Consider the following 25,566-nt stretch of genomic DNA (forward strand, 5'->3'; position numbering starts at 1 on the left):
CCGTACAAGTTCTCATCAGGGTACACGGTAATGCAGCTGAAGTCAAACCCACCCGAACTCGTTGCCGACGGCCCGGTGCCGCTCTACGAGCAGATAACCCGGGTTCTGCTCGCCGAGGTCCTTGCCAATCGGACCGGCCCGCGACGGCTGGGATCGGACAACGTCCTGATGGCCCGGTTTGGCGTGAGCCGAATGACGATCCGGAGCGCCGTCGACGAACTCGTACGTCGCGGTCTCGTGCAGCGCATTCAAGGAAAAGGAACCTACGTCGTCGATCCTCGATCGGTCGAAGTGCGGCTCGACGGGCTCGAGCGCTTTTTCCAAGAATGGCACGAACCGCATCTTCACACGCATGCGCGAATCCTGGCGTTTCGAACCATCGTGCCCCCCGCGGCGATCTCACAAACGCTTCGGATCACCCGCGGCAGCCGCGTTCTGCACGTCCGCAGGCTCCGCGAGGCCGACGAGGGCCCGATCGTTATCGACGACCGGTATGTCCCAGATTGGTGCATGCAAGACCTCACGCGCGAAGACGCCGCAAAACAGTCGCTTTTCGTATCGATCGAGTCTCACTCCGGAATAAGGACGGAGACGGTGGAGCAGACCATTTCGGCGGTCCTCGCCAACGACGCCGAAGCGAAGCTCTTGGCGGTCGCTCCCGGAACGCCGGTCCTCGAACGCCGCGTCGTCTTCATGACGGCGGACCTCCGGCCAACACTATGCGGTCGCAGCGTTTACCGTGGTGACCGCGTTCAGTTTCAGCTGCGTGCCTCGCGAGGCGAGGGCCTCTCCTAGCCCGCATCGGACCTTCGGAACGGTTCGATTCGGTTCGATTGACTTCTTGACCCGGACTCACTAGAATCGAATCAGACTTTTGTCCGTACATGTTCGGATTACTATGGACGGGTGTTCAACCGTTGGCGGCTAGTCTTTCAGACTAGTCCGCAGGGGTGACAAGTTGCGCTGGACGAGCCTGCTACGACCGGCCTTGGAGAGAGCGGCGTTTGAAACGTTCGCTCTGCGCCGCGCTCTTCGACCAGCGAACGCTGCTGCGTCCACCGCTACATCCGGCGGACAATCGATATAGTGCCTGACATCCCCAAACACCATCTCGCCCGGAGCATCTCGTGGGACTCAAAGGCCCACGAGGGCGCTTTTTGCTATGCCAAACCACCTGCGTCAAATCACGACTCTACCGTACCAGCTTGGGCACCGCGCATTCGCAGCCGGTGCCCTCATTTAAGGAGAGCCCAACGATGAGTACAGGAGTTCCCGCAGACACCCGATCGATCGAGCACGAGGCCAACCTGCTCGCCCGTCTCGACCGTTCGCCCATGACCAAGACGATACGATTGATCATCCTCCTTTTGATGCTGGTGTGGTTAGTCGAAGCGTTCGACATCGGCATTATCGGAACGGCTTTGCTCTTCCTCAAACAAGCATGGGCTCTCACCCCGAAACAAGTGGGACTCCTCGGCAGCGCAGGCACGTTCGGCATCGTCTTGGGGTTGTTACCGGCCGGTCGCATCGCGGATCGATTCGGGCGCAAACGCGTCCTCATCGTCGGCATCGCGATATTCTCGGTCTTCACGCTCGCCGGCGTCCTCGCGACGAATATCTCAGAACTCGCCGTTCTTCGCTTCATCGCCGGGCTCGGCGAAGGCGCGGTATTCCCCGCACCCTACTTGCTTATTGCCGAATTCGTAAACAAAAAACATCGCGGCATTGCGGTTGGCTGGGCGAACTTCGTTCTTACCGGGGCGTATATGTTCCCAAGCTTGGCGGGAGTTTGGGCCCTGCGATTCAGTCCGGAAACAGGCTGGCGCGCGCTATTTCTCGTGGGCGGCGTCTGCATCGTCCTCGTGCCGATTCTGGCCAAATGGCTACCCGAGTCGCCGCGCTTCCTGCTCAAAGTAGGCCGCGAAGACGTCGTGCGTGGATTGGTTGAGCGCGTCGAAGATGAAGCACATCTGCCACACGATACCACGATCGTCAATCAGCAGGCACTGGACGTACTCAAGGTTACGGAACACCGCAACGTCGGGCTGGCCACGCTCCTCCAACAGCCATACCTCAAGCGCGCGTTCGTCGCCTACTGCGCGCTGGGCTCACCATTCGTCATCTTTTACACGATGACGATCTACGGACCGACGATTTTCCATCTCATGGGTCAAACCAAATCGAATGCGCTCCTCTATACGGCCGCGTTGCAGCTGCTTTCGGGCTTCGGCACGGTATTCGGCGCGGCGCTGGGCGATCGTTTCGGTCGACGCCCGATTCACTCGCTCTTTATGATGATCACCGCAGTTGCATTGATTCTACTTGGACAGCACTTCTCAACGCCGGTGCTCGTCGTCCTTGCCGTGATTGCGTGGTTCTTGGGTCTGGGCGGTTTTGCGGTTCCGAAGCTCTATATGGCCGAGCAATTCCCCACGCGTTTGCGTGCAACGGGTAGCGCGGCCGGCGAGGTGATTACCCGCTTTCTCCTCGGCGTGCTGATGGTGTACTACATCCCGACCATGCTTGACATCATGCACCCGAGCGGCCTCTTCGTCTTACTTGGCATAGCAATGGCCGCACTCGTACTCCCGCTGATATTCTTCGGCGTCGAAACGGCGGGCCGAAGCATGGAAGAAACCGGGACGAAGGTTGTAGGTGCAGCAAAGCCAGCCTGACCTTTTCCCTTCGAGAATCGTTCCCTTAGCCGCCGCCTCCCGCACCGGGGAGCGGCGGCTCGTTTCTGCTCAGATGCCGGTTAGCTCGCTCGTTGCGATCGTTCCGCGTTGCTGCGCGCTGAGGATCGCGGGCTACTCGCGCATGAGCGAGATCGCCGCGGCCGCTAGCCTTCACGCCGTATTCATACGGTCTTCTTCAACAACGACCAGAGTGAAAGCGTGCAGATCGGGCGCGTTTTCGGGATATCGGTGCTCATTGACTGGAGTTGGCTCCTCATCTTCGCGCTGCTCGTTTGGTCGCTCTCGTCGAGCCTTGGTCCATTCGGGACGATCGCTGCTTCCTGGCGCATCCCCGCGGCCCTCATAACGGTTCTCGCGCTCTTTGCCTGCGTCGTCGTGCACGAACTGGCGCACGCGCTTGTAGCGCGCGCCTACGGCATCAAAACGCAAGAAGTCTTGCTGTTTGCTTTCGGCGGCGTTTCGCAGATGGAGCGCGTCGGCGTGGATGCAAAGAGCGAGGCCCTCATCGCTGTCGCCGGGCCGTTGACCAGCCTGGTCCTCGGCGGCATCTTCGGCGCAATTCGGCTCGTGCTGCCGCAGGCCGGAGACGCGGCCCAGGTGTTCGGCTACTTGGCACTGATCAACGTCGTGCTCGCCTTCTTCAACCTGCTGCCCGCGTATCCGATGGACGGCGGGCGAATCGTCCACGCGCTCGCTTGGGGCGCAACGCACAGCCGAACGAAGGCGATACAAATTGCCGGGACGCTCGGCACGATCATGTCCGTATTGCTGGGCTTGTGGGGCGTGTTTTTACTCGTCGCGGGCTTTACGGTTGCGGGCGCATGGACGATGCTCGTTGCCTGGTTCATCATGCAGACGGCGCAGAGCCAGTACATCGCCGAAACCGAAATCGAACCACTCGGTCTCCTGCGGTGTGGAGACGTCGCCGATCCAGCCGGCGATCCGCTTGCGCCCGATACGCCTTGCGACGCGGCACTCGATCTGATGGAGGCCACGCGGCGCCGCGCCGTTCCCGTGGCGTCCGGAACGACGGTGCTCGGCCTCGTATCGTTGAGCGATTTTGCTAAAGCCGCGCCGCAAAACGGCACGTGTACCGTCACGTCGATCATGACTCCCGTGGCGCAACTCGCGCATGTCGACGCGGACACCAATGCGCTCGACGCAATGAAACAGCTCTCGAGTTCGGGCTTCCACCAACTGCCGGTCATGAACCCCGCCGGCGAGCTGTTCGGCTTCGTTTCGATCGAGACCATCCGCCGGGCCGTTGCGTTCGACTTGGAGCGCGCGCGTCTGGGCGCGCGCGTAGATTCGCATCGAGGCAGCCGTGTCTAACGCGAGCGCGACGTGGGCGCCGATCTCCAAACGTGCCGGCGTCGCGGTGACGCCGAACATGCTCGATTACGCGCAGACCTGCGCGTCCTTTCGATGGGACGCCGCGTGGAAGGAACTGTTGTCTTCCCCGCGCGCTGCGGGCGTCAACATCGCCGATCTCGCCGTCGATCGCCAAGCCGAAGGCCCGCTCGCGGCGCACGTCGCGCTCCGGTGGCTGGGCAAGCGCGGCGAGCGGCGCGACATTACCTTTGCCGACCTGCGCGCCCTCACCAATCGGTTCGCAAACGCGCTGCGCACGCTAGGCATCGGCAAAGGAGAGCGCGTGTTTGCGTTGACCGGCCGCGTGCCGGAACACACCATCGCCGCGTTGGGAACGCTCAAGAATACGAGTGTCTTCTGCCCGTTGTTCTCCGCGTTCGGCCCCGAGCCGCTCGCGCAACGCCTCGAACGCGGCGATGCGAGAGTGCTCGTCACCTCGTACCGGCTCTATCAGAAACACGTCGCCGCATTGCGGCTGCGGCTGCCGCAGTTGCAGCACTATCTCATCACCGATATCGAAGATCATGTCGGCGACGGTGTGTGGTCGTTCGCGAAACTGTTGCAGGACGCGTCGCCTGAGTTCGCCATTCCCCGCACCGAGCCGAGCGACATGGCGTTGTTACATTTCACGAGCGGAACCACCGGCATGCCCAAGGGAGCAATTCACGTTCACGAGGCGGTGGTGATGCATTACATCACCGGAAAGTACGTACTGGATCTGCATCCGGACGACGTGTATTGGTGTACGGCCGATCCGGGCTGGGTCACCGGAACGTCGTACGGCATGATCGCACCGCTCTTGCACGGCGTTACGAACCTCAGCGACGAGGGGGAGTTCGATAGCGAGCGCTGGTACCGAACCCTCGCGGCAGAAGCGGTGAGCGTTTGGTATACCGCTCCGACCGCCGTCCGCATGCTGATGCGTTCGCCGATCGAACCAAGAACGGCCTACGATCTGCGGCGGCTACGCTTCGTCGCGAGCGTGGGCGAACCGCTCAATCCATCGGCGGTGCTCTGGGGGCAACAGACGCTCGGCCTGCCCATTCACGATAATTGGTGGCAAACCGAAACCGGCGGCATCATGATCGCAAACTATCCCTCGATGGAAATCCGTCCCGGATCGATGGGACGCCCGGTGCCGGGAATCGAAGCGGGAATCGTTCGTCGCGCTGCGGGTGATACGATTGAAGCTGTAACCGAGCCGGACGCCGAGGGCGAACTCGCGCTGCGCCCCGGCTGGCCCTCGATGTTTCGCGGCTACCTCCACGACGATGCGCGCTACGCGAAATGTTTTGTCGACGGTTGGTATCTGACGGGAGATCTCGCGCGCCGCGATGCCGATGGATACTTCACGTTCGTCGGTCGCGCCGACGACATCATCAAAACCGCCGGGCATATGGTCGGCCCGTTCGAAGTCGAGAGCGTATTGATGGAGCACCCCGCGGTCGCCGAGGCGGCGGTGATCGGCAAACCCGAAGCGACGATCGGCGAACTGGTCAAAGCCTTTGTCGTGCTCAAACCCGAGCATGTTGGAAACGAGCAATTATCGCTCGATATCTTGGGTTTCGCACGAACGCGCCTGGGATCGGTCGTGGCGCCCAAAGAGCTCGAATTCATCGCGCAGATCCCGCGCACGCGCAGCGGCAAGCTGATGCGGCGGCTGCTCAAAGCGCGCGAGCTGGGGCTTCCCACCGGCGACGTCTCCACCTTGGAAGGCACGTAAAATGCTCGAAACGCCGGCGGTCAAACACGGCCTCGCGCTCCTTCGCGAAATGCTGCTCATCCGGCGTTTCGAAGAACGATGCGCGCAATCGTATGCGGAGCAAAAAATCCGCGGGTTCCTTCATCTGTACGTCGGGGAGGAAGCGGTTGGCGTCGGCGTTATGCAGACGCTCGTCGCCGAAGACGTCGTGATCTCGACGTATCGCGAACACGGCCATGCCCTCGCGCGAGGAATCGCTCCGGGCCCGATCATGGCCGAGATGTACGGCAAACAGGAGGGCTGCAGCCACGGCCGCGGCGGATCGATGCACATTTTCGACCGTGCGACGAACTTCTACGGCGGCAACGCGATCGTCGGCGGAGGCATTCCGCTCGCACTCGGGTTCGCACTCGCGGCCCAGCTGCGCAACCGACCGGCGATCTGCTGCTGCTTCTTCGGCGAAGGTGCGGTCGCAGAGGGCGAGTTTCACGAGTCGATGAATCTTGCGGCGCTCTGGAAGCTCCCCGTACTGTTCGTCTGCGAGAACAACTATTACGCGATGGGTACGCGCCTCGATCTCTCCGAATCGGTGACCGACATTCACCAGAAGGCCGCGTCGTACGGCATCGCTTCCGCGTTCGTCGACGGTATGGACGTCGAAGCGGTTGAAGCGGCGGCGCAAACCGCCGCAGCATCGGTGCGCGAACACCATGGCCCGTACTTTCTCGAGTGCCGTACCTACCGATTTCACGGCCATTCCACCGCCGATCCGCAACTCTATCGCTCCAAGGCCGAGGTCGAAGAGTGGAAAAAACGCGACCCGATCCCAATGCTGATCGCGCGCCTCAAAAGCCGCGGCGAATGCAACGACGACGATATCGCTCGCCTCGAGAGCGAGATCGCCGGCATCGTCCGCGACGCCGTCGCCTACGCGGATGCCGGAACGCTGGAGCCCCCGGAAACGCTCACGCGTTTTGTGTACTCGGAGCAACCGGCGTGAGCACTTATCGCGAGGCCGTTCGCGCGGCTATCCATGAGGCGATGCAAAGCGACGAACGCGTATTTCTGATGGGCGAAGACGTCGGACGCTACGGCGGATACTTCGCAGTCAGCAAAGGCTTTATCGACGAGTTCGGCCCGGAGCGCATCCGCGACACGCCGCTCTCGGAATCGGCCTACGTCGGCGCGGGCATCGGTGCGGCGCTCGCAGGCATGCGACCGATCGTGGAAATCACCACGGCGAACTTCAGCCTGCTCGCGCTCGATCAGATCGTCGACAACGCCGCGAGTTACCTCTACATGTCCGGCGGGCAATTCAACGTTCCGCTCGTGATTCGCATGGGCACCGGCGGGGCGCGCCAAATGGGTGCGCAGCACTCGCACAGCCTCGAAGGCTGGTACGCGCACATTCCGGGGCTCAAGATTCTCACGCCGGCAACGCTCGCAGATGCGCGCGGTATGCTGGCAACCGCCCTCGCCGATCCCGACCCGGTGCTGATCTTCGAACATGGGACGCTCTACAACATGGAGGGCGAACTTGCCCCCGATGCGGGGGCGGTGGATATCTCGAGCGCGAGCATTCGGCGCGCCGGCCGAGACGTCAGCATCATCACCTACGGAGCGACGCTATGGAAGGCGCTCGCCGCAGCCGAAACGCTCGCGCAAGATGGGATCGAGGCGGAGGTGATCGACCTGCGGAGCCTTCGACCCCTCGACGAACGCACGATCGTGGAGTCCGTAAAGCGAACGCACCGCGCCGCGATCGTCGACGAAGGATGGAAGAGCGGCAGCATCTCCGCCGAGATCTGCGCCCGGATCGTTGAAGCGGCGTTCTACGATCTCGACGCGCCGATCGCGCGCGTCTGCAGCGCCGAGGTGCCGATGCCCTACGCGAAACAACTCGAAGATGCCGCGCTTCCGCAGGCCGAAACGATCGTCGCTACCGTCAGGTCGCTCGTGAGTCACGCCGGTGGGTGAGTTCCGCATGCCGAGCCTGGGCGCCGATATGGCTGCCGGAACGCTTACACGCTGGGACGTAAAACCCGGCGACCATGTGAACAGCGGCGATACGATCGGCGTCGTGGAAACCGACAAAGCTAACGTCGAAATCGAAGTATTTGAAAGCGGCATCGTCGACCGGTTGATCGTGCAGCCCGGAGCGAAAGTACCGGTCGGTACGCCGCTGGCCCTCATTCGCGGCGAAGCCGAAGCGCCGGCCAAAGCTCCCGCTCTCGTTCGCGCGTCACCGATGGCGCGGCGTCTTGCGCGCGAGTACCGGCTCGATCTAGCGACGATCGCCGGCAGCGGCCCGCACGGCGTCGTCGAGCGCGCCGACGTCGAGCGCGTCGCGAAACAAGCTGAGGTACGTCCGGGGCCCGCGGCCCCCGTGCCACCCGCAGCGCCCGCGCCACAACCGCCTGCGCCGCAACCATCGGAAGGCGCCGGCATGCGGCGTGCGATTGCAGCGGCGATGACGCGGTCGAATCGCGAGATTCCGCATTACTACCTCGAGACGCACATCGACTTCTCGAACGCCCAGCGTGCGCTCGAAACGATAAACCTGCGCCGCTCGGTCAAAGAGCGGTTGCTGCCTGCCGCGCTGTTGTTCAAGGCCGTGGCAACCGCGCTCGCCGAGGTCCCGGAACTCAACGGGTATTGGATCGACGACGAGCCGCACCAGAGCGAGCGCATCAACGTCGGCATGGCGATCGCACTACGTCAGGGCGGGCTCGTGATCCCGGCCATCCACGATGCCGACGCAAAATCGCTCGATGAGATCATGGAAGCGATGCGCGATCTCATCACGCGCGCTCGTAGCGGCTCCATGCGAAGCTCCGATCTCGTTGACTCGACGATCACCGTGACCAACCTCGGCGATCTCGGCGTCGAGAGCGTTTACGGAATCATCTATCCGCCGCAGCTCGCGCTCGTGGGATTCGGCAAGATCGTCGAACGCCCGTGGGCCGAGAACGGCATGATCGGTATTCGCCCGATCCTCAGCGCGACGCTCGCTGCGGACCATCGCGCGACCGATGGGCACCGCGGCGCGCGCTTTCTCTCCGCCCTCGAACGCTACATACTACAGGTGCAGCCGGGATGAACGCGACCGAGATCCGCGAAGCCGTGCGTGACATTCTGCACCGCTTCGCCCCCGAAGCCGACCTTGACGCCCTCGCCCCGACCGCCGATCTACGCGAAGCGCTGGACATCGACTCGTTCGATTTCCTCAACCTGCTAAACGCGCTCCACGATCGCCTTGGAGTGGACATCCCCGAATCCGACTACGGCCGCGTTCGAACGCTCCAAACTCTCACAGAATATCTCACCGCGTCGTAACTTGGACATCAGCCAAGGTGTTTACTTAGGACTACGCTTTCGTACATGGCGTGCGACCACTGCTGCCGAGCGACTTCTAGGAACCCCTTGCGCTTGTAATAGTCTATTAAGGTCGTGGCGTCCCGCGCAGTGTCGCACGACAGGTACATCTTTCCATGACTCCGTGCATACTCTTCAACCGCTCGCAGAAGAGCGCGCCCTACCCCTTCCCCATGGAGTCTTGGTTCGACCGCAAACTGCCCGAAATGCCCAACGTCGGAGCGCCCGTAGTATTCCGGTTCTGAAGCAAATCGCCGCTCTGCATAGTAAGCGATGGTTCCCACTATCGCATCGCTACATTTAGCAGTCCAGGCCATCGTCGCGCTGCTTAGACGGCGCCCCGTTGTGCCCACATTTTGAGTAGCCGCAACATAGTTCAACCCCTCGGCGGCGAGTGGGGCGTAGGCGCGATGTAAGAGCTCGGTGATTTCTTCAAGCGAGTGACGATGGGAGTCCCAAGGGAATATTTCAAATGGGGTCACGCTCTCGACTTCGCGCCGGCAAAAGCGCGTTCTTCCTTCGTCGGCGTGGCCCTGAGCGCGTGTTGTGCGACGTGCGCTGCTGAGATGCCGACGTAATAGCTGCGGAGTCGGCCACGAGACCCGCGCAAACGAACCTGCCGCGATTGTTTCCCGGACGGGCTCGTTATGGCGGTGCAATCATCGTCGCGGCTCAGTGATTGTCTTCGCGGCCGCCTTCTCTCTGCACCAAATCTATAGGTCGAAACTGTATGCGCAAAAAAAGGCCCGTACTTAAGACGGGCCTTTTTTGAATTGGCTCCCGGTGCTGGACTCGAACCAGCGACCCATTGATTAACAGTCAATTGCTCTACCAACTGAGCTAACCGGGATTACATCCGCGGGACGAACGCGGGCCGAGCGATATTGGCTCTTGGCGGCTCTCATCCTTTTACCGAGCTTGACCGGGTCTGTCAAGGTGCGATATACATCACAGACTATGCTTTCGGGTGGTCCGCGGCGCGGCGTCTTTAGCTCGCCCGCTTTCGCACGGTATTTCCTGGGCCAGGCCCTCTCGTACGTAGGGGATGGGCTGCGGCTGCTTGCCGTCCCGCTGCTGGTGTTCCATCTGACGAAGTCGGCCCTTTCGACGGGCGGCTCGCTGGTGGCCGAGGTCGTGCCGTTTGCCATCTTCGCCATGGTGGGCGGCTCGCTCGCCGACCGGGTCGATCGGCGGCGGCTGATGATCCTGTGCGATATGGTGCGCTTTGCCGTGATGGCGGCGTTCACGGTTACCTACGCCCTCCACGTGCTCACCGTCCCGATGATCTACTGCGGCCTTGCGATCATCTCCATCAGCGCGGCCTTCTTCATGGGCGGCCAATCCGCGTCGATCCCGTACCTGGTCGGCAAGGAAGGCGCGACGCGCGCAACATCGGCGCTCCTTGCGGCCGAGAACACCACCAACCTAGTCACCCCAGTCATCGGGGGCGCGCTCTTCAGCTTCTTCGGTCCGCTGCCGGCGCTCGCCATCAATGCGATGACCTATCTGGGCAGCCAGGTCTCGCTCGCGTTCGTTCCCTCGCTCGGTCCGGACCAGCCGAAGGGCGTGCCGACCTGGAGCGAGTTGCGCGGCGATTTGAAGATCGGCATGCTGCATCTCTTCAACGATCGCGCGATGCGCGCGCTGACGGTGATCGGCTTTGCGCTCAATACGCTCGGTTATGCCGGGTATGCGATCTTGATCCCGTTCTTCAAGCGCGATTTCGGTGCGAGCGATCGCGACATCGGCATCATCTTCGGCATGAACGCGCTCGGCGCATTGATCGGCTCGCTCGCCGCGGGACACTTCGATCGGCGCTGGCCGTTCGGCCGCGCGATCACTATCGCATACGTCATCGATGCGTTGCTGTTTTTGCCGATCATCTTCGCGCGCTCGATGTGGCTGGCCGGGCTCTGTTGGGCGGCCTCCAACGCTCTCGCGCAATTCGAGGTCGGGCAGATTATCGGGTGGCGTTTGCGCATTCTGCCCGGCGAATTGGTAGGCCGCGTCTTCGGCGCGATTCGGTTGGTCGTGCTCATCGGCATGGCGCCCGGCGTGCTGTTTTCAGGCTGGGTCGCCGACCGGTATGGCGCGCATCTGGCGATGTCGATCAGCGCGGTCGGGTACGTCGCGATCGCGTTCGTCGCGCTCGCGTCACCGACGATCCGCCGCGAGTCTCGTTAAGGCTGCATCTACGCCGTTTCGAGTGCGCGGTCGAAGGCATCGAGCGCCTCGGCCATGCCGTAACGGCCGATCCCGATGCGAAAGCGATCGCTGGGAACCGGCGCCAATTCCGAGCGATAGATGCTCGCCGGCAACAGCAAAATGCCATGCTCCTCCACCAGTCGCGTACAGAACGCGTCGACGCCGTCGGCGCCGAGGTAGCGGGGAAATGCGACGCAGCCCCCATCGGGAGCGCGCCACTCAAACAGATCGCCGTGCCGGGCAAAGAATGCGTCGAGCAGCAAGAGATTCTCCGCCACAATCCGGCGATTGCGCGCGAGCAAGCGTTCGCGTGCCTTGAGCGCGATGCGCGCGAGCAGTTCGCTCGGCGCCGCATTGCAGATCGAAAGGTAGTGCTTGAGCCGCGCCATGCGCGCGAGCAGCTCGCGATCGCGGCAGGCAATCCATCCCACGCGAAGGCCCGGCAGCCCGTACGCTTTCGACATCACGCCCAGCGAAATCGCGCGCTCGTACACATCCGCCGCCTGCGGCAAGCGCCGGGCATCGTCCGGCTCAAGGCCGCGATACACCTCATCGCTCAAGAAATGGATGCCGCGCTCCGCGGCCATTTCAACCATCTCCCGAAAATCCGCCCGCGTCGGGATGGCACCGGTCGGATTGTTCGGAAAGTTTGTCGCGACCAGCTTCGTATTCGGGCGGATGCGCGTGCGGAGTTCGTCCAAGTCGAGCGTCCATCGCACGTCCTCACGCAACGCGATCCCGGAGACATCGCAGAGCGAGAGCGGGATCGATTCCATCGACTGGTAGTTCGGCACCGTAACGATCGCGTGGTCGCCCGTGCCTAGCAGCGCGTGCATCAGGCACCACAGGCCCTCCTGCGCGCCCGCGAAGCACAGCACGTCGTCCGGCTCGATGCTTTCGTATGTCGAAGCGATGGTCTCGCGCAGGGCCCGGCCGCCTTCAACCTCCACGTACTGCAACGAGAGCCGCTCCCAAGCGTCGCGGTCCCCATCGTCTGCGCATGCGAGCAGTTCGCTTACCGTGCTACTCTGCGCGTCCGACGCGGTCAGGTGATAGCGCGCGCGAAACTCCCAATGCCCGAGGTACTCCTCGAGCCGGAAGACTCCCAACGGCGTCGGCATGCAGCTTCACCTCGCGCGATACATCGGTAGAAAATAGATGAGGCCCGTCCCTTACGGGACGAGCCTCATTCCGCCTTCCCCTACTCGCGTTAGGGTCCGGACTGTCTGCGAATCGTTACCGTCTGGTTGAGCGTGATCTGCACGTTCGATCCGGTCGGCAGGCTGAAATTGGATTGTTTGTTGATACCGTAGAGTAAGCCGCCGGCCGCGCCGACGATGCCGCCGCCGCCGGTGTGGAAGATCGTCTTACCGAGGACGTTGCCGAGCAGCATGCCACCGAGCGTCGTCAGGGCGACGTGGCCGCCATTCTTCTGCTGTTGGTTCTTCTGGTCGGACGTCATGCTCGCGGAGATGTCGACCGTGCTGCCGTCGGCCAAGCGCAGATAATCGAACTGCAGCCCGAGCGAGGCCTTGCGTCCCTGCGCGGCCGGCGTGACACTGGTCACTTCACCGGCGATGATCGCGCCCTGGAAGGCCGGGTTGCCGCTGGGATACGGGGGCACCACGTCCATCGCGAACCGGTCACCGACGTGGGCGCTGCCGGTATCGATCGCTTGCTGCAAGCGACCGTTCAACTGCGTGCCCTGGTAGAGCGTCAACGTGGTGCTTTGCGCCGATGCCGTTAGCGCCGAGCCCGCGAGGGCGGCGACCGCCACGAGGGCCGTCATGCTGCGACGAAAATTCATTGCGAAGTTCTCCATGCCGGTTAAACGCGAAGGCACCCCGGAAGGTTCCGAAGTGCCTTTGCTGGTGCTATTGTGCGACTCGCTAGTTGGCGAAGTTCGGGACGCGCAGCGCCTCGCCGGTGAAACCGGTAGCCTTGCGAAGCGCGTCGACTTTGTCCAAGCGCTCCCACGGCAGATCCAGGTCCGAACGGCCGAAGTGTCCGTACGCCGAGACTTGCTTATAAATCGGGCGACGCAGGTTGAGGTAGTGAATGATCGCCGCGGGACGCAGATCGAATACGCTCTTTACCGCCGCCGCAATCTGTTCTTCGGGAATCTTCGAGGTTCCAAAGGTCTCGACCAATACGCTTACCGGTTCCGCGACGCCGATGGCATACGCCACCTGCACTTCGCACCGGTCGGCAAGGCCGGACGCGACCACGTTCTTTGCGACCCAGCGTGCCGCATACGCAGCCGAACGATCCACCTTGGTCGGATCCTTGCCCGAGAACGCGCCGCCGCCGTGGCGCGCCATCCCGCCGTACGTATCGGCGATGATCTTGCGCCCGGTCAAACCGGCGTCGCCCTTGGGCCCGCCGATGACGAAGCGTCCGGTCGGATTCACGAAGATGCGCGTGTTCTTATCCAGCAGCGCGGCCGGAATCACGTGCTTGATGATCTTCTCGGTGACTTCGTTGCGAATCACATCGAGCGGAATATCCGGGTCGTGCTGGGTCGAGATGACGACCGCGTCGACACGCACCGGCGTATCGCCGTCGTACTCCACGGTTACTTGCGATTTTCCGTCGGGACGCAAGTACGGAATGTCGCCGTTCTTGCGCATCGCGGTGAGATGGCGGGTGAGATTGTGCGCCAGCACGATCGGGAGCGGCATCAGTTCGGGCGTCTCGCGACACGCGTAGCCGAACATCATACCCTGGTCGCCCGCGCCGGTCTGCTCGAACTCGTCGTCCTTGCCGCCCTTGGCCTCCATCGATTTATCGACGCCCATTGCGATGTCGGGCGACTGTTCGTCGATCGAAACGCTCACGCCGCACGTTTCCGCGTCGAAGCCGACGGCGGACTTCGTGTAGCCGATCTCGCGAATGGTATCGCGCACGATGCGCGGGATGTCGATGTACGTCTTGGTCGTCACTTCACCGGCGATGTGAATCTGGCCGGTGATCGCGAACGTCTCGACCGCCACGCGCGACATCGGGTCTTCGCGCAGTAATGCGTCGAGCACGGCATCCGAAATGGCATCCGCGACTTTGTCCGGGTGCCCTTCGGTTACCGATTCGGATGTAAAGAGCCGGCGGTAATCGCCCACGTTATGTTCCCTCCGACCACGACGCCATGTACTTCACCTGCGCCGGGGTTAGCGTGTCGATTTCAATGCCCATCGACGAGAGCTTCAGCGTTGCGACTTCTTCGTCGATCTCGAGCGGTACGTCGTAGACCTTCTTCTCGAGCGTCGAATGGTTCTTCGCAAGATACGCCGCCGCCATACCCTGATTTGCGAACGACATGTCCATCACGGATGCGGGGTGTCCTTCACCGGCGGCCAGGTTGACCAGACGACCGTTGGCGAGAATGCAGACCTTGCGGCCATCGTGCATTTCGAACTGCTCGACGAACGCGCGCGGCTCGAATTTGCCCTTGCTGATGCGCTCGATGCCTTCGAGGTCGAGCTCGTCGTTGAAGTGCCCGGAGTTGCAGACGATCGCGCCGTCCTTCATCACCTTGAAATGCTCTTCGCGGATCACGTGATAGTTGCCGGTCACGGTGACGAACACGTCGCCGATCTTGGCCGCATCGCTCATCGGCATCACGCGGTAGCCGTCCATCACCGCTTCGATCGCCTTGCGCGGATCGATCTCGGTAACGACGACGTGTGCGCCCATGCCGGAGGCACGCGAGGCCACGCCGCGCCCGCACCAGCCGTAGCCGACGACCACGACGGTGCGTCCCGCGAGCAACACGTTGGTTGCGCGAATGATGCCGTCGAGCGTCGATTGCCCGGTGCCGTAGCGGTTATCGAACATATGCTTGGTCAGCGCGTTATTCACGGCGATAACCGGGTAGGGCAGCACGCCGTCCTTCTCCATCGCTTTGAGGCGAATGACGCCGGTCGTGGTCTCCTCGCAGCCGCCGATCATATGTTTGAGCAGATGGTTGTGCTTGGTGTAAATCGTCGTCACCAAATCGCAGCCGTCATCCATCGACATCTGCGGCTTGGATGCGACCACGGCTTCGATGTGCGCGTAGTACGTGGCGTTATCTTCACCCTTGATCGCGTACGTCGGGATGCCGTATTCGCAGAGCGCAGCGGCAACGTCGTCCTGCGTCGAGAGCGGATTGCTCGCGCACAGCGCGATCTCCGCACCACCGGCCTGGAGCGCGAGCATGAGGTTCGCGGTCTCCGTGGTTACATGCAGGCAGGCGCCGATGCGCACGCCCTTGAGCGGCTTCTCGATCTCGAACCGATCGCGAATTTGCGCAAGCACCGGCATATAGGCTCCGGCCCACGCGATACGCGCGCGACCGGCTTCTGCCAGGCTGCGGTCTTTAACATCACCAGCAAGCTTTTCCGTGACAGGCACGACGTGACTCCTAAAGGATTGGGGGGATTACAAACTATCGTTGCTTCTGCAGAAGTATCGCCAGCCCCGCCGAATTGCCCCGGCGTGGATAGCCTTACAGACTACTTAACACGCCTCGCGTCCAAAACGCCGACCCCCGGAGGCGGAAGTGCTGCGACCATCGTCGGAGCCAGCGGCGCCGCCCTGGTGGCGATGGTGGCCCGCGTCAACCTCGAAAACCCAAAACGGGCCGCCCAGCATCCTCTTGCACGCGAGCTGGCCGCGAAGGCCGATGCCCTGCGCGCGCAGCTCGAGGCGGCACGCGTCAAGGACGAGGCAGCCTTCGGCGCCGTGGTGGCCGCCCAGGCGCTTCCCAAGGGGAGCGAAGCCGAGGCGGCGACCAGGCAATCGGCCTTGGAACGCGCGCTCACCCATGCGGCCGCGGAGCCCTTGCATGCGGCCAGGCTAGCCCTTGATGTGCTGGCCCTCGCCCACCGTTCGCTGGATATCCCGAACCGCAACCTGGCAAGCGATCTCGGCTGCGCCGCTGAATTCGCGGCCGCTGCGCTGGCGGCGTGCGCCTACAACGTGCGCGTCAACCACCGCTTCATGCGCGATGCTGCGACGATCGCATCGCAGGCGAACGAACTCGCGCGTTACGAGCGGCGCTCCGCCGCGCTCGTGCAAGCCGTGCGCACGGCGGTTGCCAAACTCCTGGCCGCGTAGCGCTACGGCGAGCCCTGCGGCTCGACCACCACCCGCGAGAAGCGTTTGGGATCGACCCATTTGCGCATGGCCGAACGGATCTGCTCGGGAGTGATCGCGAGCAGCCGCGTGTAGTACCGATACATATCGTTGGCGCTGATCCCGTCGATACTCGTCTGCAACAACTCATCGGCGACGCCGTTGTAGGTATCCAGTTGCAGGATGCCTTGCGCGAGCAGCAAGGCCTTCGCGCGTTGCACGTCCTGGACCGGAAGGAGATCGGTGCGCAGCCCTTCGATGGCGGCATCCGCTGCGGCCTGAGCGCGCGCGACGTTCTTGGCATCCGAAGCAAAGCTCACCGAGAACGTCGATCCCGTCCGTCCGATCTGCGCATCCGAATCGATAGAATAGACCAAACCGGCGCGCGTGCGAACGTCGCGAAACAGCAGCGATCCCGTGCCTTCGCCCGAAAGCAACGTATTCGCGAGTTGGATCGCGATGGCGTCGCGGTCTCCGCGGTGCAGGCCGATCACCTGGCTCAACGTCACGTCGGACTGCTTGTTCGTCGGCGATGCGACGGTAACGGACGTCGCCTTCTTTCCGGCGTGCAGCACCGGATAGACGAACGCCGGCTTCGGGCCTTTAGCCCGCCACGCGCCGAACGAGCGCTCGATCGCCGCTTTAGCATGCGCGGGCGAGACGTCGCCGACGATCGCAATCGTCGTGAGGTCGGGCCGATAAGCGAATGCGTACCACTTGCGCACGTCGGCCAGCGTGAGTGCGCCAACGCTCGCGCCCGTTGCGTGGCGGCGGCGCGGGTCGCCCTTGGGGTAGAGCGCGTCGATGCGCGCGAGTTGCGCTTGCGTCTCCGGACGGTTCTGCATCGCGAGCAGCGATTGCGCGTAATTCCGCTGCATCAACGCAAAATCGCTTGCGGGAAACGCAGGCTGCAATTCTCCGTCGGCGAGCAGCGCTACGGCGCGATCGAAGTCCTGCGCGCGCACCGTCAACGAAAACGACGTGCCGAGCCCGACGTTCGCGGCGATCGCATCGAGCTGCGCCTGATAGGCTTTGAAATCGTAACCGGCACTTCCAAACGCGAGCAGCGTTTGCGTGAGCGTCGCTACGCCGCTCTTGCCGTGCGGTTCGTATAAATCCGGAGCGGTGCGAATGTGGCCTTGCAGCACCACCGTCGGCGAGAACGACTCCGGACGGACCGCCAGGGTGAGTCCGTTCGCAAGATGATAGCTCTGCGCCGAATCGTCTGCCCGCGGAGCGCGCAGCGGCGCCGCAAAATAGGGTTCGGTCCACGCGGGCAGCGCCACCGCATGCGTCTGCGCGATCGCGACGTTCTCCGCTAGCCCCGCGGTATCGACCTTCGGTACCGACGCGCCTGCGGTAGCGTGGAGGATCAGCGCGACCTCATGGGCGGGCGCCACGTACGCGCGCAGCACGCGATCGACGTCGCTCGGCGTCACCTTCGAAATCGAATCGTAGATCGCAAACGGCGTCCTTTCGCCCTGCGCAAGCGCTACCGACCATGCGAACGCCTGCCCGGGGATCGAGGCTGCAGAATACGCCTTGGCTGCCAGCATGCGCGTTTTGGCTGCCTCGACGAGGCTCGCGGGCACGCCGGTGGCCGCATATCCGGCCAGCACGCCACGCACGTCGGCCAGCGCAAGCTTCGGGTCGCTGCCCGGACGCGCGATCGCGAAAAACATCCCGTCGCCGACTTCGGGGTAGGCGCTCGCCAAGCCGAGCGCACCGAGGACTTTGCCTTTCAAGGCAAGATCCGTCAACGCGCCGCGCGGGCTATCGAGCGCCGCCATCAGCACCTGCGAGGCCGCGTAGTCGGAGGCACGCAAACCTGGGAATCGGAATGCCAGCGCCACAAACGGCACCGGAAAATCGATCGAGCGTTCGATCGTCGATGTGGGCAGGGCTTGCATGACGACCGGAGCGCGCACCGGCAACGGCGCGCCGGGGATCGAACCGAACGCGGCACTCACCAGCGCGAGAGCCGCTGCGGGATCGACGTCGCCCGCAATCACCAAGGTTGCGTTGTTCGGGTGATACCAGGTGTGATAGAACGCGGCGATATCGGCCGCCGTCATGCGATCGAATCCGGCGATCGTCCCCACCGTTTCGCGCGCGTACGGCGTCTTGCCGTAGAAGACTTGATTCATCTTGAGGCCCACGCGATAGAGCGGGCTGCTCTCGTGCGCTTTGACCTCCTGTTCGATCGCGCCGCGTTCGCCGGCCCAGCTCGCGGGCAGCATCGATGCGCCCGTCATCCGATCGGCATCCAAGCGTAACACCACGCCGAGGTAGGCCGCGGGCACCGTAAAGTGATAGCGCGTGAAAAGATTGGTCGTCTCGGCGTTATACTGCGCGCCGATTCGCGTTGCAATGCCGGCGAACTGGTCCGACGAAATATCGCCGGTGCCGCGAAACATCATATGTTCGGTCGCATGGGCGATGCCCGGGATCGTATCGTCGTCGGAGCCGACGCCGTACGTCAGCGACGTGGTGACCACCGGCGCGAGCCGGTTCGGCACGATCACGACGCGCAATCCGTTAGGCAGCGTTGACTGTACGACAGGAGGCGGCGTAGGGGCCGGTTGAGCCGAAGCTTCCGCGGGAACGAGCAGACACCCAACCAACACGATCGCTAGCAATCGGTTCATCGCGCGCTTATGCGGTACCGCATGCCGCCGTTCCTTGAGCGATGGGACTAGCGCAAGACCCGATCGAGGAACGGAGCGATATCCGCGCGCTCCACTTCCATGCCGACGCCGCCCGTGTGGTAACGGATATCGTGAAAATCGGCGCCCGCGCTCATCAGCAGCCCGTACTCGGCGGCCTTGCGCCGAAAGATCTCTATCTCATCGACATCGTGGAGCGGGTAAAAGACCTCGAGGCCGTCGAGTCCATAGCTCGCCAGCTCGTCGATCAGCACGCGGTCTTTCAATCGGCCGGGATGCGCCAGGACCGCGATGCCGCCGCTGGAGTGAATCGCTTCGATGGCCTCCTTCGGCGTCACGTGCAGCGAGGGCACGTAGCCCGGTTTTCCCGCCCGCAGCAAATGGCGGAAGACCCATTCGATGTCGGGTGCGGATTGCGATTCTACCAGCGCACGCGCGACGTGAGGACGCCCGACCGCGTTGGCATCCCCGGCCGCCCGCAGCACGTCGGCACTCGTAATGCCATACCCGGCGCGGCGCAATTGCTCGACCATGCGATCGACCCTGCGCAGGCGTTCGCTGCGATTATGCTCGATCATCGCCTCCAATTGCGGGGCGCCGTCCAACGGCAACGCGTAGCCGAGAACGTGGACCTCGTTATTACGATAGGTCGTATTGATCTCTATGCCGGTCACCACGCGCGTCCCGGGCGGCGGCTCGAACTCCCCGTAAGCAGCCAGCGTATCGTGATCGGAAATCGAGAAGAATTCAACCCCGCGTTCGCCCATGAACGTCGCCAGCTCTTGCGGCGTCAGCGTTCCGTCGCTGCGGCAGGTGTGCGAATGAAAATCGACCTTCACGCGATTCCTCGCAAGAAAATGCGCTTGATTTCGGTTGCCTTTCCGGTACTCGGATCCAAACTGACGACGGCGGCGCAGAATTGCTTCGGCCCGGTCTTTTGAACGTTGAAGCGCTCCGACATCCCGGTGATGAAACGGTCGAGTACCGCCTCGGCTTCCATCCCGATCACGCCGTCGGTCGGCCCGGTCATGCCGACATCGGTGATGTAGGCGGTGCCTCCGGGCAGAATCTGTTCGTCCGCCGTCTGGACGTGGGTGTGCGTTCCGTAGATCGCTCCGACGCGGCCATCCAGAAAGCGCGCCATCGCGACCTTCTCGGACGTCGCTTCGGCGTGGATGTCAACCACGATCACCGAGGCCAGATAGCGGAGATCCTCAACCGCCGCATCGGCGCAACGAAACGGGTCGTCAACCGGGGGCATGAACGTACGGCCCATCACGTTGAGCACGCCGACCGTCACGCCTTCAACCGTAAAGGTGCCGTATCCGCGGCCGGGAGCCGTGGGCGGATAGTTGGCCGGGCGAACGACGCGATCGGTGGACTCCAAGTAGCTCTTGAAATCGCGCTTATCCCAAATGTGATTGCCGCTGGTGATGAAATCGACCCCGGTCTCGAACATCTCGTCGGCGGTCTGCGCCGTGAGCCCGAAGCCGCCCGCGGCGTTCTCGCCGTTGGCGATACAGGCGTGGATGTGATGCTGCTCGCGTAGAATCGGCACGCACCGTTTGAGCGTATCCCGCCCGGGAGAGCCGACGACATCGCCGATCAGCAGCAGGTTGAGACTACCGAGTGCCATGGGTCAGAACATCCTTGTCGTGCTAGCGGCGAGCCGGGGCCTTGCTCTTTTTGGAGGTCTTCAAGAAATACACGAGCACGTGCTTTTCTTCGTGGAAGCCGACGAGGCTTTTAGATTGCGTGGGATCGCGCAGCGCCTCGATCGCGTAGAGGGCCGCTTCGTCCTGCGCCGCCGGATCGGCGTCGAAGTGATCGTCGGGAAGCGGATTGCGCACGAGCGCCTCGCCGAAGCGGTCTCGCAGCAGCGCGACGAGCATCTCCAACTCGTCTTTGCTGAAGCTCTCGGAATCCCGCGTGACGTGAACGAACGTCGTGCTCCGGTCGCTCTCCGACTCCACCCGCAGCATCGCCGGCTCGTCTTTTCCCAGCAGCAGCAGCCCGGAAATATGGTCCTCGATCGACTCTGCGATCGCCCGCTGCGCTGCCTTGTCGGTGCGCTGGCGTAAGGCGAAGGTGAGGCGCACGGTCCGCTCGGCCGGCAACGAACGAATCGAAGCAAGCTCCGGAAAGCGCACGAGCAGTGCACAGACCAGGCTTACGGTATCGGCGTTCTCTACGGGCATTCGCGTGTGCATAATCTTCGGCTATCGCAGTACTTTCCGGGGACATTCCCACGGGAAGAGGGGGCATCTAGGGGGAGGGGCCACGTCTTTACGACGCCGTCCCTGGGGCCACCCCTCCCCCCGGTGTAAAAAGTAACCCCCCGGGCCCCGGGACGGTTGCCGAAAGGCCGGGTCCGAAGGACTCCAGGTTTTACCTGCGGGAATAGAGGGTTCGCTCTTATGCACGATCTCTCAAAGGGGCCCATCGTGGTCACCGGCGGCGCCGGTCTTATCGGCTCTGCCCTCATCTGGCTGCTCAACCGCCGCGGGATCGACGACATTCTCGTGGTCGACCGGCTGGACCGGTCCGAAAAGTGGCGCCACCTGGTGCCGCTTCGCTTTCGCGACTACCTGGACGCCGGCGATTTCGCCGAGCTGGTCTCCAACCGTCCCGAGGCGATCGGCCCGGTTGGGAGCGTGTTCCATTTGGGAGCCTGCTCGGCGACTACCGAGACCGACGCCGACTACCTGATGCGCAACAACTACGAGTACACCAAGCTACTCGCGCACTGGGCCGTCGATATCGACGCGCGCTTCGTCTACGCATCGTCCGCCGCCACCTATGGCGGCCTCGAGCGCGGGCTCTCCGACGAAGCCGGCCTGCGAACGCTGCGTCCGCTCAACATGTATGCATATTCGAAGCATCTGTTCGATCTCTACGCCGAGCGCACCGGGCTCGCGCAGAGCATCGTCGGCCTGAAATTTTTCAACGTGTTCGGCCCGAACGAAGACCACAAGGGCGAGATGCGCAGCATCGTGCACAAGGCGTACGAGCAGATTACCGTGAGCGGCACCGTCAAGCTCTTCAAGAGCTATCGCCCCGAATTCGGCGACGGCGCGCAAGAACGCGATTTCATCTACGTTAAAGACGCGGTCGACATGACGCTCTTCGTCGCGGAATCCTCGCTGACCGGGCTCGTGAACGTCGGCTCCGGCCAAGCGCGAACGTGGCTCGAGCTCGTTCGCCCGATCTTCGGCGCGCTAGGCGTGCCGGAACGCATCGAGTTCGTGGAGATGCCGGAGCACCTTCGCGGCAAGTATCAGTACTCGACCTGCGCCACCATCGACCGCCTGCGCGCGGCCGGATACAATGGGGAGCAGACCCCGCTCGACCGCGCCGTCGATGAATACGTGCGCAACTATTTACTCCCCGGCCGGCAGCTCGACCCGGCCGACGCTCCAACATCTCTGCTTTCCGCTTCTATATAAAGAGGTTCGATGCCACAGTCTTCGCGTGCCAGCCGTCGCCACGGCCGTGGCAGTTCGTCCGCCCCTCCGCCGCATCGCGACCCGATGCGCATCGTCTACATCGCCTTCGGCGTCGTGATGGTGCTGGTGGTCGCCGGGTTTGCCCTATTGCGCTGGCAACAGACGCGCGAGATCGCGCAAGCCTACGCCACGCCCTCGCCGCTGCCGAGCAGCGCTCTGGCGGGCAAGCCGATCCAGCTCGCCGATGGAGAGACCCTCGGCGCGCCGTATTTCAAACTCGTCGGTCGAAGCCAATTGCCGGTGACGGCGCGGGGTGGTTTGGGCCAGCCGGTCGACGGTATCGCCTGCGCGACGCAAGAGTACGTAACGCTCCACGTGCACACTCACTTGTCCATTTTCGACCGCGGTAAACAGGTCCAAATTCCTCGCGGCGTCGGCCTGGCGCCGGTGCTCCCCAGCGGTTGTCTCTATTGGCTCCATACCCACGACGCGAGCGGCATCATTCACGTCGAAGCGCCGCGCATCGGCGCACCGGACGGCGGAGCGTTCGATCTGGGCATGTTCTTCGATATCTGGGGCCTGCCGCTCACGCGCGGCGATGTCGGCGGTATCAAGGGGCCCGTCGTCGCTTACGTCGACGGCGTTAAGTACGATGGCGATCTGCGCTTGATTCCACTGCTCGCACACCAGCAGATCGTTCTGGAAATCGGCACGCCGACAGTACCGCCGCCCTACTACGTCTTTCCGCCTAACGATTAACCTGTTAAGCCGCTAAGGCAGCACCTTATTGAGTTGCGAGGCGAGTTCGCCGTACGGCGTCTCGCCCGACGTAAGATACGCGATCTTCTTATGGCTATCGATCACGACGATCGTCGGAAAGCCGCCCTGTAAGTACAGATTTGCGACGGCGAGCGTGCCGTCGTACGCCACCGGATACTGCACCTGAAACCTGGTGCGAAAATTCAAGACGTCTACTTCCGAGGCGGGCGACGCGCCATCCATCCCCGTATCGCTTCCCGAAACGGCAACGAACGCGACGCGATTCTTGTACGCGGCGTAGAGCTTGTTAAGGACCGCCGTTTCGCGCTGGCAGTGCGGACACCACGTCGCGAAGACTTCGAGAAAGACCGGCTTTTTCGCGGTTGCGAGATCGAACGGACCGTCGGTGGTGGCAGCCTGAAATTCCGGCGCCGTCGCGCCCAGTACCGCTTTACCGATCGTCGGCGCTTGCGAAGCGTTCTGCAACGGCTGCGATGGATGCACCCGCACCCATACGATCGCACCCACGATCAAGAGCGCGACAACAACGATTGACGCGACGCCCAGCGTGCGCTTGTTCATGGATGGATTCTCCGATCGAGAGCGAGCGCGCCGGGCGCGCCGTAAGCGATAATCGCGGCAATCGCCGCAAGAGCGAGATCGAAAGCGACATGCGGCCAATCCGCCGTCGCGACGTCGTGCGGGCCGAAACATCCACAGTCGGCCGGAATGTGACGCAATACCGCGGAAGCGATCGCCCCGGCATAGAGCGCGAACTGTATGGCAATCACGATAGCGACCGTTCGTGTGAAGAGCCCGAGAAGCAGATACCCCCCGAAGAATATCTCGACGTACGGCAGCGCCAGCGCCAGCGGGGCCACTACGGCTCCGGGCAAGAGGCGAAAGCCGGCGATTGCGGAGGCTAGATCGGCCGCGTGGCCGATTTTGAGCGCGCCCGCAACGATGAGAACCGCAGCCAGGGCGATGCGAAGGACGAGGGTGACCGTTGGCATCTGCTCGCCTGCTGCGCCTCGCTTGGGGCGTTCCCCTTCATTGAAAAACGAACATGGTTTTCATTCGACTTTGCTCGGAGGAACTCACTTCTTAGTTAGGCTAACCTAACGATAGCGATGGCTGCTATCGATTCCATCCCGCCGGACGCATCCGGCCGCGTAGGCCTGCGACGCTGGCTCCTCCGTTTTTTTGCGGTCTTGGGGCCGGGCATCGTGGTGGCTTTCGCGGATACCGAAGCGGGCAGCATCACCACCGCCGCAACGTCGGGCGCGCAGTATGGATACAAACTCATCCTTCTGCAAGTGATGCTCATCGTTCCACTCTTCGTCGTGCAAGAGATGACGGTGCGGTTGGGGACCGTCACCGGCAAGGGCCACGCGCGGCTCATTCGCGAGCATTACGGTTTGGGCTGGACGTGGGTTTCGCTGGGTACGATGCTCATCACGAACGTCGCGGCGTTGGTAACGGAATTTGCCGGCATTGCCGGCGCCGCGGACATCTTCGGCCTCTCCGCGCCGATGTTCGTGATCGCGGCGGCGATTCTGCTTTGCGTGGTCATCTTCACCGCGTCGTACAAGCGTGCCGAACTCTTTGCTTTCGCGCTCTGCTTGATGGAGCTACTCTTCATTCCGGCGGCTTTCGCGGCGCATCCGCCGACGCGCGCGGTCGTCATGCAAGGGCTGTTCGGCAATCAGCCTCTCCACGATTATAACTACCTGCTGTTGATCGCATCGAACATCGGCGCGGTCATCATGCCGTGGATGATCTTCTACCAACAGAGCGCGACCGTCGACAAGGGCCTGGGCGTGCGCGACATGATCTTTGCGCGCATCGATACGGCCATCGGCGCCGTCGCCACGCAGGTCATCATGTGCGCGGTGGTCGTTACCACCGCGGCGACGCTCTTCGTAAACCATATCAAAGTGACCGACGCCGCTCACGCCGCGCTCGCGCTCGAACCACTCGTCGGGCCGTTCGCAGGCGTGACGTTTGGGGCCGCGTTGATCGGCGCGTCGATGCTCGGCGCGTTCGTGGTATCGCTCGCGACCGCGTGGGCCTTCGGCGAAGCCTTCGGTTGGCGGTGCTCGCTCAACGACGGCCTTCGCGCCAAGCGCTTCACCGCGCTCTACCTCGCATGCGTCATCGTCGCGGCGGGCTTCGTCTTGATCCCGCATCTGCCGCTCATACAGCTCACGGTCTACGTCGAGGCGTTCAACGGC

Annotated in this window: 23 protein-coding genes and 1 tRNA gene; 13 read left to right on the forward strand and 11 right to left on the reverse strand. The window is 62.9% G+C overall.

The window, feature by feature from the left end; all coding sequences use genetic code 11:
* Positions 1 to 30 precede the first annotated feature (30 nt).
* From VMW12_01810 to VMW12_01845, 8 genes are all read left to right on the forward strand, one after another.
* Positions 31 to 795, forward strand: a complete 765-nt coding sequence (locus VMW12_01810; protein HUZ48457.1) for a GntR family transcriptional regulator — start codon at positions 31 to 33, stop codon at positions 793 to 795.
* 461 nt (positions 796 to 1,256) lie between these two features.
* Positions 1,257 to 2,675 carry an MFS transporter gene (locus VMW12_01815; GenBank protein ID HUZ48458.1) on the forward strand — a complete coding sequence of 473 codons (1,419 nt, stop codon included), beginning with the start codon at positions 1,257 to 1,259 and terminating at the stop codon, positions 2,673 to 2,675.
* Between the two features lie 219 nt (positions 2,676 to 2,894).
* On the forward strand, positions 2,895 to 4,028 hold the full coding sequence (locus VMW12_01820; GenBank protein ID HUZ48459.1) for a site-2 protease family protein: 1,134 nt from the start codon (positions 2,895 to 2,897) through the stop codon (positions 4,026 to 4,028).
* Complete coding sequence (gene acsA, locus VMW12_01825) at positions 4,021 to 5,790, forward strand: acetate--CoA ligase (protein ID HUZ48460.1); 1,770 nt, start codon at positions 4,021 to 4,023, stop codon at positions 5,788 to 5,790. The genes VMW12_01820 and acsA overlap by 8 nt, the downstream gene beginning before the upstream one ends.
* A 1-nt stretch (position 5,791) precedes the next feature.
* Positions 5,792 to 6,769, forward strand: a complete 978-nt coding sequence (gene pdhA, locus VMW12_01830; GenBank protein HUZ48461.1) for a pyruvate dehydrogenase (acetyl-transferring) E1 component subunit alpha — start codon at positions 5,792 to 5,794, stop codon at positions 6,767 to 6,769.
* 41 nt (positions 6,770 to 6,810) lie between these two features.
* Complete coding sequence (locus tag VMW12_01835) at positions 6,811 to 7,746, forward strand: alpha-ketoacid dehydrogenase subunit beta (protein HUZ48462.1); 936 nt, start codon at positions 6,811 to 6,813, stop codon at positions 7,744 to 7,746.
* A complete protein-coding gene (locus tag VMW12_01840; GenBank protein HUZ48463.1) occupies positions 7,739 to 8,869 on the forward strand; it encodes a dihydrolipoamide acetyltransferase family protein in 1,131 nt (376 codons plus the stop codon). Before VMW12_01835 ends, VMW12_01840 begins: the two co-directional genes overlap by 8 nt.
* The gene (locus VMW12_01845; protein HUZ48464.1) at positions 8,866 to 9,105 is read left to right on the forward strand and encodes an acyl carrier protein; all 240 of its coding nucleotides are present in this window, start codon (positions 8,866 to 8,868) and stop codon (positions 9,103 to 9,105) included. The genes VMW12_01840 and VMW12_01845 overlap by 4 nt, the downstream gene beginning before the upstream one ends.
* Before the next feature lie 813 nt (positions 9,106 to 9,918).
* On the opposite strand, the gene VMW12_01850 is transcribed toward VMW12_01845, so the two are convergent.
* A tRNA-Asn gene (locus tag VMW12_01850) sits at positions 9,919 to 9,994 on the reverse strand.
* 86 nt (positions 9,995 to 10,080) lie between these two features.
* Between VMW12_01850 and VMW12_01855 the strand changes: the two genes are divergently transcribed.
* Complete coding sequence (locus VMW12_01855) at positions 10,081 to 11,328, forward strand: MFS transporter (GenBank protein HUZ48465.1); 1,248 nt, start codon at positions 10,081 to 10,083, stop codon at positions 11,326 to 11,328.
* A gap of 8 nt (positions 11,329 to 11,336) precedes the next feature.
* Here VMW12_01855 and VMW12_01860 read toward each other — a convergent pair whose 3' ends face one another.
* The 4 genes from VMW12_01860 to ahcY all read right to left on the reverse strand — a co-directional run bounded on the left by VMW12_01860 (position 11,337) and on the right by ahcY (position 15,738).
* The gene (locus VMW12_01860; protein HUZ48466.1) at positions 11,337 to 12,470 is read right to left on the reverse strand and encodes an aminotransferase class I/II-fold pyridoxal phosphate-dependent enzyme; all 1,134 of its coding nucleotides are present in this window, start codon (positions 12,468 to 12,470) and stop codon (positions 11,337 to 11,339) included.
* Between the two features lie 89 nt (positions 12,471 to 12,559).
* The gene (locus tag VMW12_01865; GenBank protein HUZ48467.1) at positions 12,560 to 13,156 is read right to left on the reverse strand and encodes a hypothetical protein; all 597 of its coding nucleotides are present in this window, start codon (positions 13,154 to 13,156) and stop codon (positions 12,560 to 12,562) included.
* An 82-nt stretch (positions 13,157 to 13,238) separates the two neighbouring features.
* Complete coding sequence (metK, locus tag VMW12_01870) at positions 13,239 to 14,465, reverse strand: methionine adenosyltransferase (protein ID HUZ48468.1); 1,227 nt, start codon at positions 14,463 to 14,465, stop codon at positions 13,239 to 13,241.
* A 1-nt stretch (position 14,466) separates the two neighbouring features.
* A complete protein-coding gene (ahcY, locus tag VMW12_01875) occupies positions 14,467 to 15,738 on the reverse strand; it encodes an adenosylhomocysteinase (protein ID HUZ48469.1) in 1,272 nt (423 codons plus the stop codon).
* An 84-nt stretch (positions 15,739 to 15,822) separates the two neighbouring features.
* On the opposite strand from ahcY, the gene VMW12_01880 reads away from it, so the two are divergent.
* Positions 15,823 to 16,443, forward strand: a complete 621-nt coding sequence (locus VMW12_01880; GenBank protein HUZ48470.1) for a cyclodeaminase/cyclohydrolase family protein — start codon at positions 15,823 to 15,825, stop codon at positions 16,441 to 16,443.
* 2 nt (positions 16,444 to 16,445) lie between these two features.
* Here the strand turns inward: VMW12_01880 and VMW12_01885 are convergent, their stop codons facing one another.
* The 4 genes from VMW12_01885 to VMW12_01900 are packed head-to-tail and all read right to left on the reverse strand — an operon-like array spanning position 16,446 to position 21,325.
* Complete coding sequence (locus tag VMW12_01885) at positions 16,446 to 19,109, reverse strand: pitrilysin family protein (protein ID HUZ48471.1); 2,664 nt, start codon at positions 19,107 to 19,109, stop codon at positions 16,446 to 16,448.
* Between the two features lie 47 nt (positions 19,110 to 19,156).
* A complete protein-coding gene (locus VMW12_01890) occupies positions 19,157 to 19,966 on the reverse strand; it encodes a PHP domain-containing protein (protein HUZ48472.1) in 810 nt (269 codons plus the stop codon).
* Positions 19,963 to 20,763, reverse strand: a complete 801-nt coding sequence (locus tag VMW12_01895) for a TIGR00282 family metallophosphoesterase (protein ID HUZ48473.1) — start codon at positions 20,761 to 20,763, stop codon at positions 19,963 to 19,965. The genes VMW12_01890 and VMW12_01895 overlap by 4 nt, the downstream gene beginning before the upstream one ends.
* A 22-nt stretch (positions 20,764 to 20,785) precedes the next feature.
* Entirely contained in the window at positions 20,786 to 21,325 is a 540-nt protein-coding gene (locus VMW12_01900; GenBank protein HUZ48474.1) for a hypothetical protein, read from the reverse strand.
* A gap of 219 nt (positions 21,326 to 21,544) precedes the next feature.
* Between VMW12_01900 and rfaD the strand changes: the two genes are divergently transcribed.
* Together rfaD and VMW12_01910 are read left to right on the forward strand one after the other, a co-directional pair.
* Entirely contained in the window at positions 21,545 to 22,573 is a 1,029-nt protein-coding gene (rfaD, locus tag VMW12_01905) for an ADP-glyceromanno-heptose 6-epimerase (protein ID HUZ48475.1), read from the forward strand.
* A 9-nt stretch (positions 22,574 to 22,582) separates the two neighbouring features.
* Positions 22,583 to 23,332, forward strand: a complete 750-nt coding sequence (locus tag VMW12_01910) for a hypothetical protein (protein HUZ48476.1) — start codon at positions 22,583 to 22,585, stop codon at positions 23,330 to 23,332.
* 12 nt (positions 23,333 to 23,344) lie between these two features.
* Here the strand turns inward: VMW12_01910 and VMW12_01915 are convergent, their stop codons facing one another.
* Both VMW12_01915 and VMW12_01920 read right to left on the reverse strand, forming a co-directional pair.
* The gene (locus VMW12_01915; GenBank protein ID HUZ48477.1) at positions 23,345 to 23,914 is read right to left on the reverse strand and encodes a TlpA disulfide reductase family protein; all 570 of its coding nucleotides are present in this window, start codon (positions 23,912 to 23,914) and stop codon (positions 23,345 to 23,347) included.
* Complete coding sequence (locus VMW12_01920) at positions 23,911 to 24,345, reverse strand: MauE/DoxX family redox-associated membrane protein (protein ID HUZ48478.1); 435 nt, start codon at positions 24,343 to 24,345, stop codon at positions 23,911 to 23,913. Before VMW12_01920 ends, VMW12_01915 begins: the two co-directional genes overlap by 4 nt.
* 117 nt (positions 24,346 to 24,462) lie before the next feature.
* On the opposite strand from VMW12_01920, the gene VMW12_01925 reads away from it, so the two are divergent.
* Positions 24,463 to 25,566, forward strand: a 1,104-nt coding sequence (locus VMW12_01925) for a divalent metal cation transporter (protein ID HUZ48479.1), incomplete at its 3' end; no start/stop codon positions are given.

The sequence above is a fragment of the Candidatus Dormiibacterota bacterium genome (genome assembly GCA_035532835.1).
GTDB lineage: Bacteria > Vulcanimicrobiota > Vulcanimicrobiia > Vulcanimicrobiales > Vulcanimicrobiaceae > DAHUXY01.

Coding starts and splice junctions, on each gene's coding strand:
- VMW12_01860 (HUZ48466.1), bottom strand. CDS start 12,470: ATGCCGACGCCGTTGGGAGTCTTCCGGCTCGAGGAGTACCTCGGGCAT.
- VMW12_01885 (HUZ48471.1), bottom strand. CDS start 19,109: ATGAACCGATTGCTAGCGATCGTGTTGGTTGGGTGTCTGCTCGTTCCC.
- VMW12_01845 (HUZ48464.1), top strand. CDS start 8,866: ATGAACGCGACCGAGATCCGCGAAGCCGTGCGTGACATTCTGCACCGC.
- VMW12_01920 (HUZ48478.1), bottom strand. CDS start 24,345: ATGCCAACGGTCACCCTCGTCCTTCGCATCGCCCTGGCTGCGGTTCTC.
- pdhA (HUZ48461.1), top strand. CDS start 5,792: ATGCTCGAAACGCCGGCGGTCAAACACGGCCTCGCGCTCCTTCGCGAA.
- rfaD (HUZ48475.1), top strand. CDS start 21,545: ATGCACGATCTCTCAAAGGGGCCCATCGTGGTCACCGGCGGCGCCGGT.
- VMW12_01835 (HUZ48462.1), top strand. CDS start 6,811: ATGCAAAGCGACGAACGCGTATTTCTGATGGGCGAAGACGTCGGACGC.
- VMW12_01865 (HUZ48467.1), bottom strand. CDS start 13,156: ATGAATTTTCGTCGCAGCATGACGGCCCTCGTGGCGGTCGCCGCCCTC.
- VMW12_01895 (HUZ48473.1), bottom strand. CDS start 20,763: ATGGCACTCGGTAGTCTCAACCTGCTGCTGATCGGCGATGTCGTCGGC.
- VMW12_01900 (HUZ48474.1), bottom strand. CDS start 21,325: ATGCCCGTAGAGAACGCCGATACCGTAAGCCTGGTCTGTGCACTGCTC.
- VMW12_01910 (HUZ48476.1), top strand. CDS start 22,583: ATGCCACAGTCTTCGCGTGCCAGCCGTCGCCACGGCCGTGGCAGTTCG.
- VMW12_01915 (HUZ48477.1), bottom strand. CDS start 23,914: ATGAACAAGCGCACGCTGGGCGTCGCGTCAATCGTTGTTGTCGCGCTC.
- VMW12_01815 (HUZ48458.1), top strand. CDS start 1,257: ATGAGTACAGGAGTTCCCGCAGACACCCGATCGATCGAGCACGAGGCC.
- VMW12_01810 (HUZ48457.1), top strand. CDS start 31: ATGCAGCTGAAGTCAAACCCACCCGAACTCGTTGCCGACGGCCCGGTG.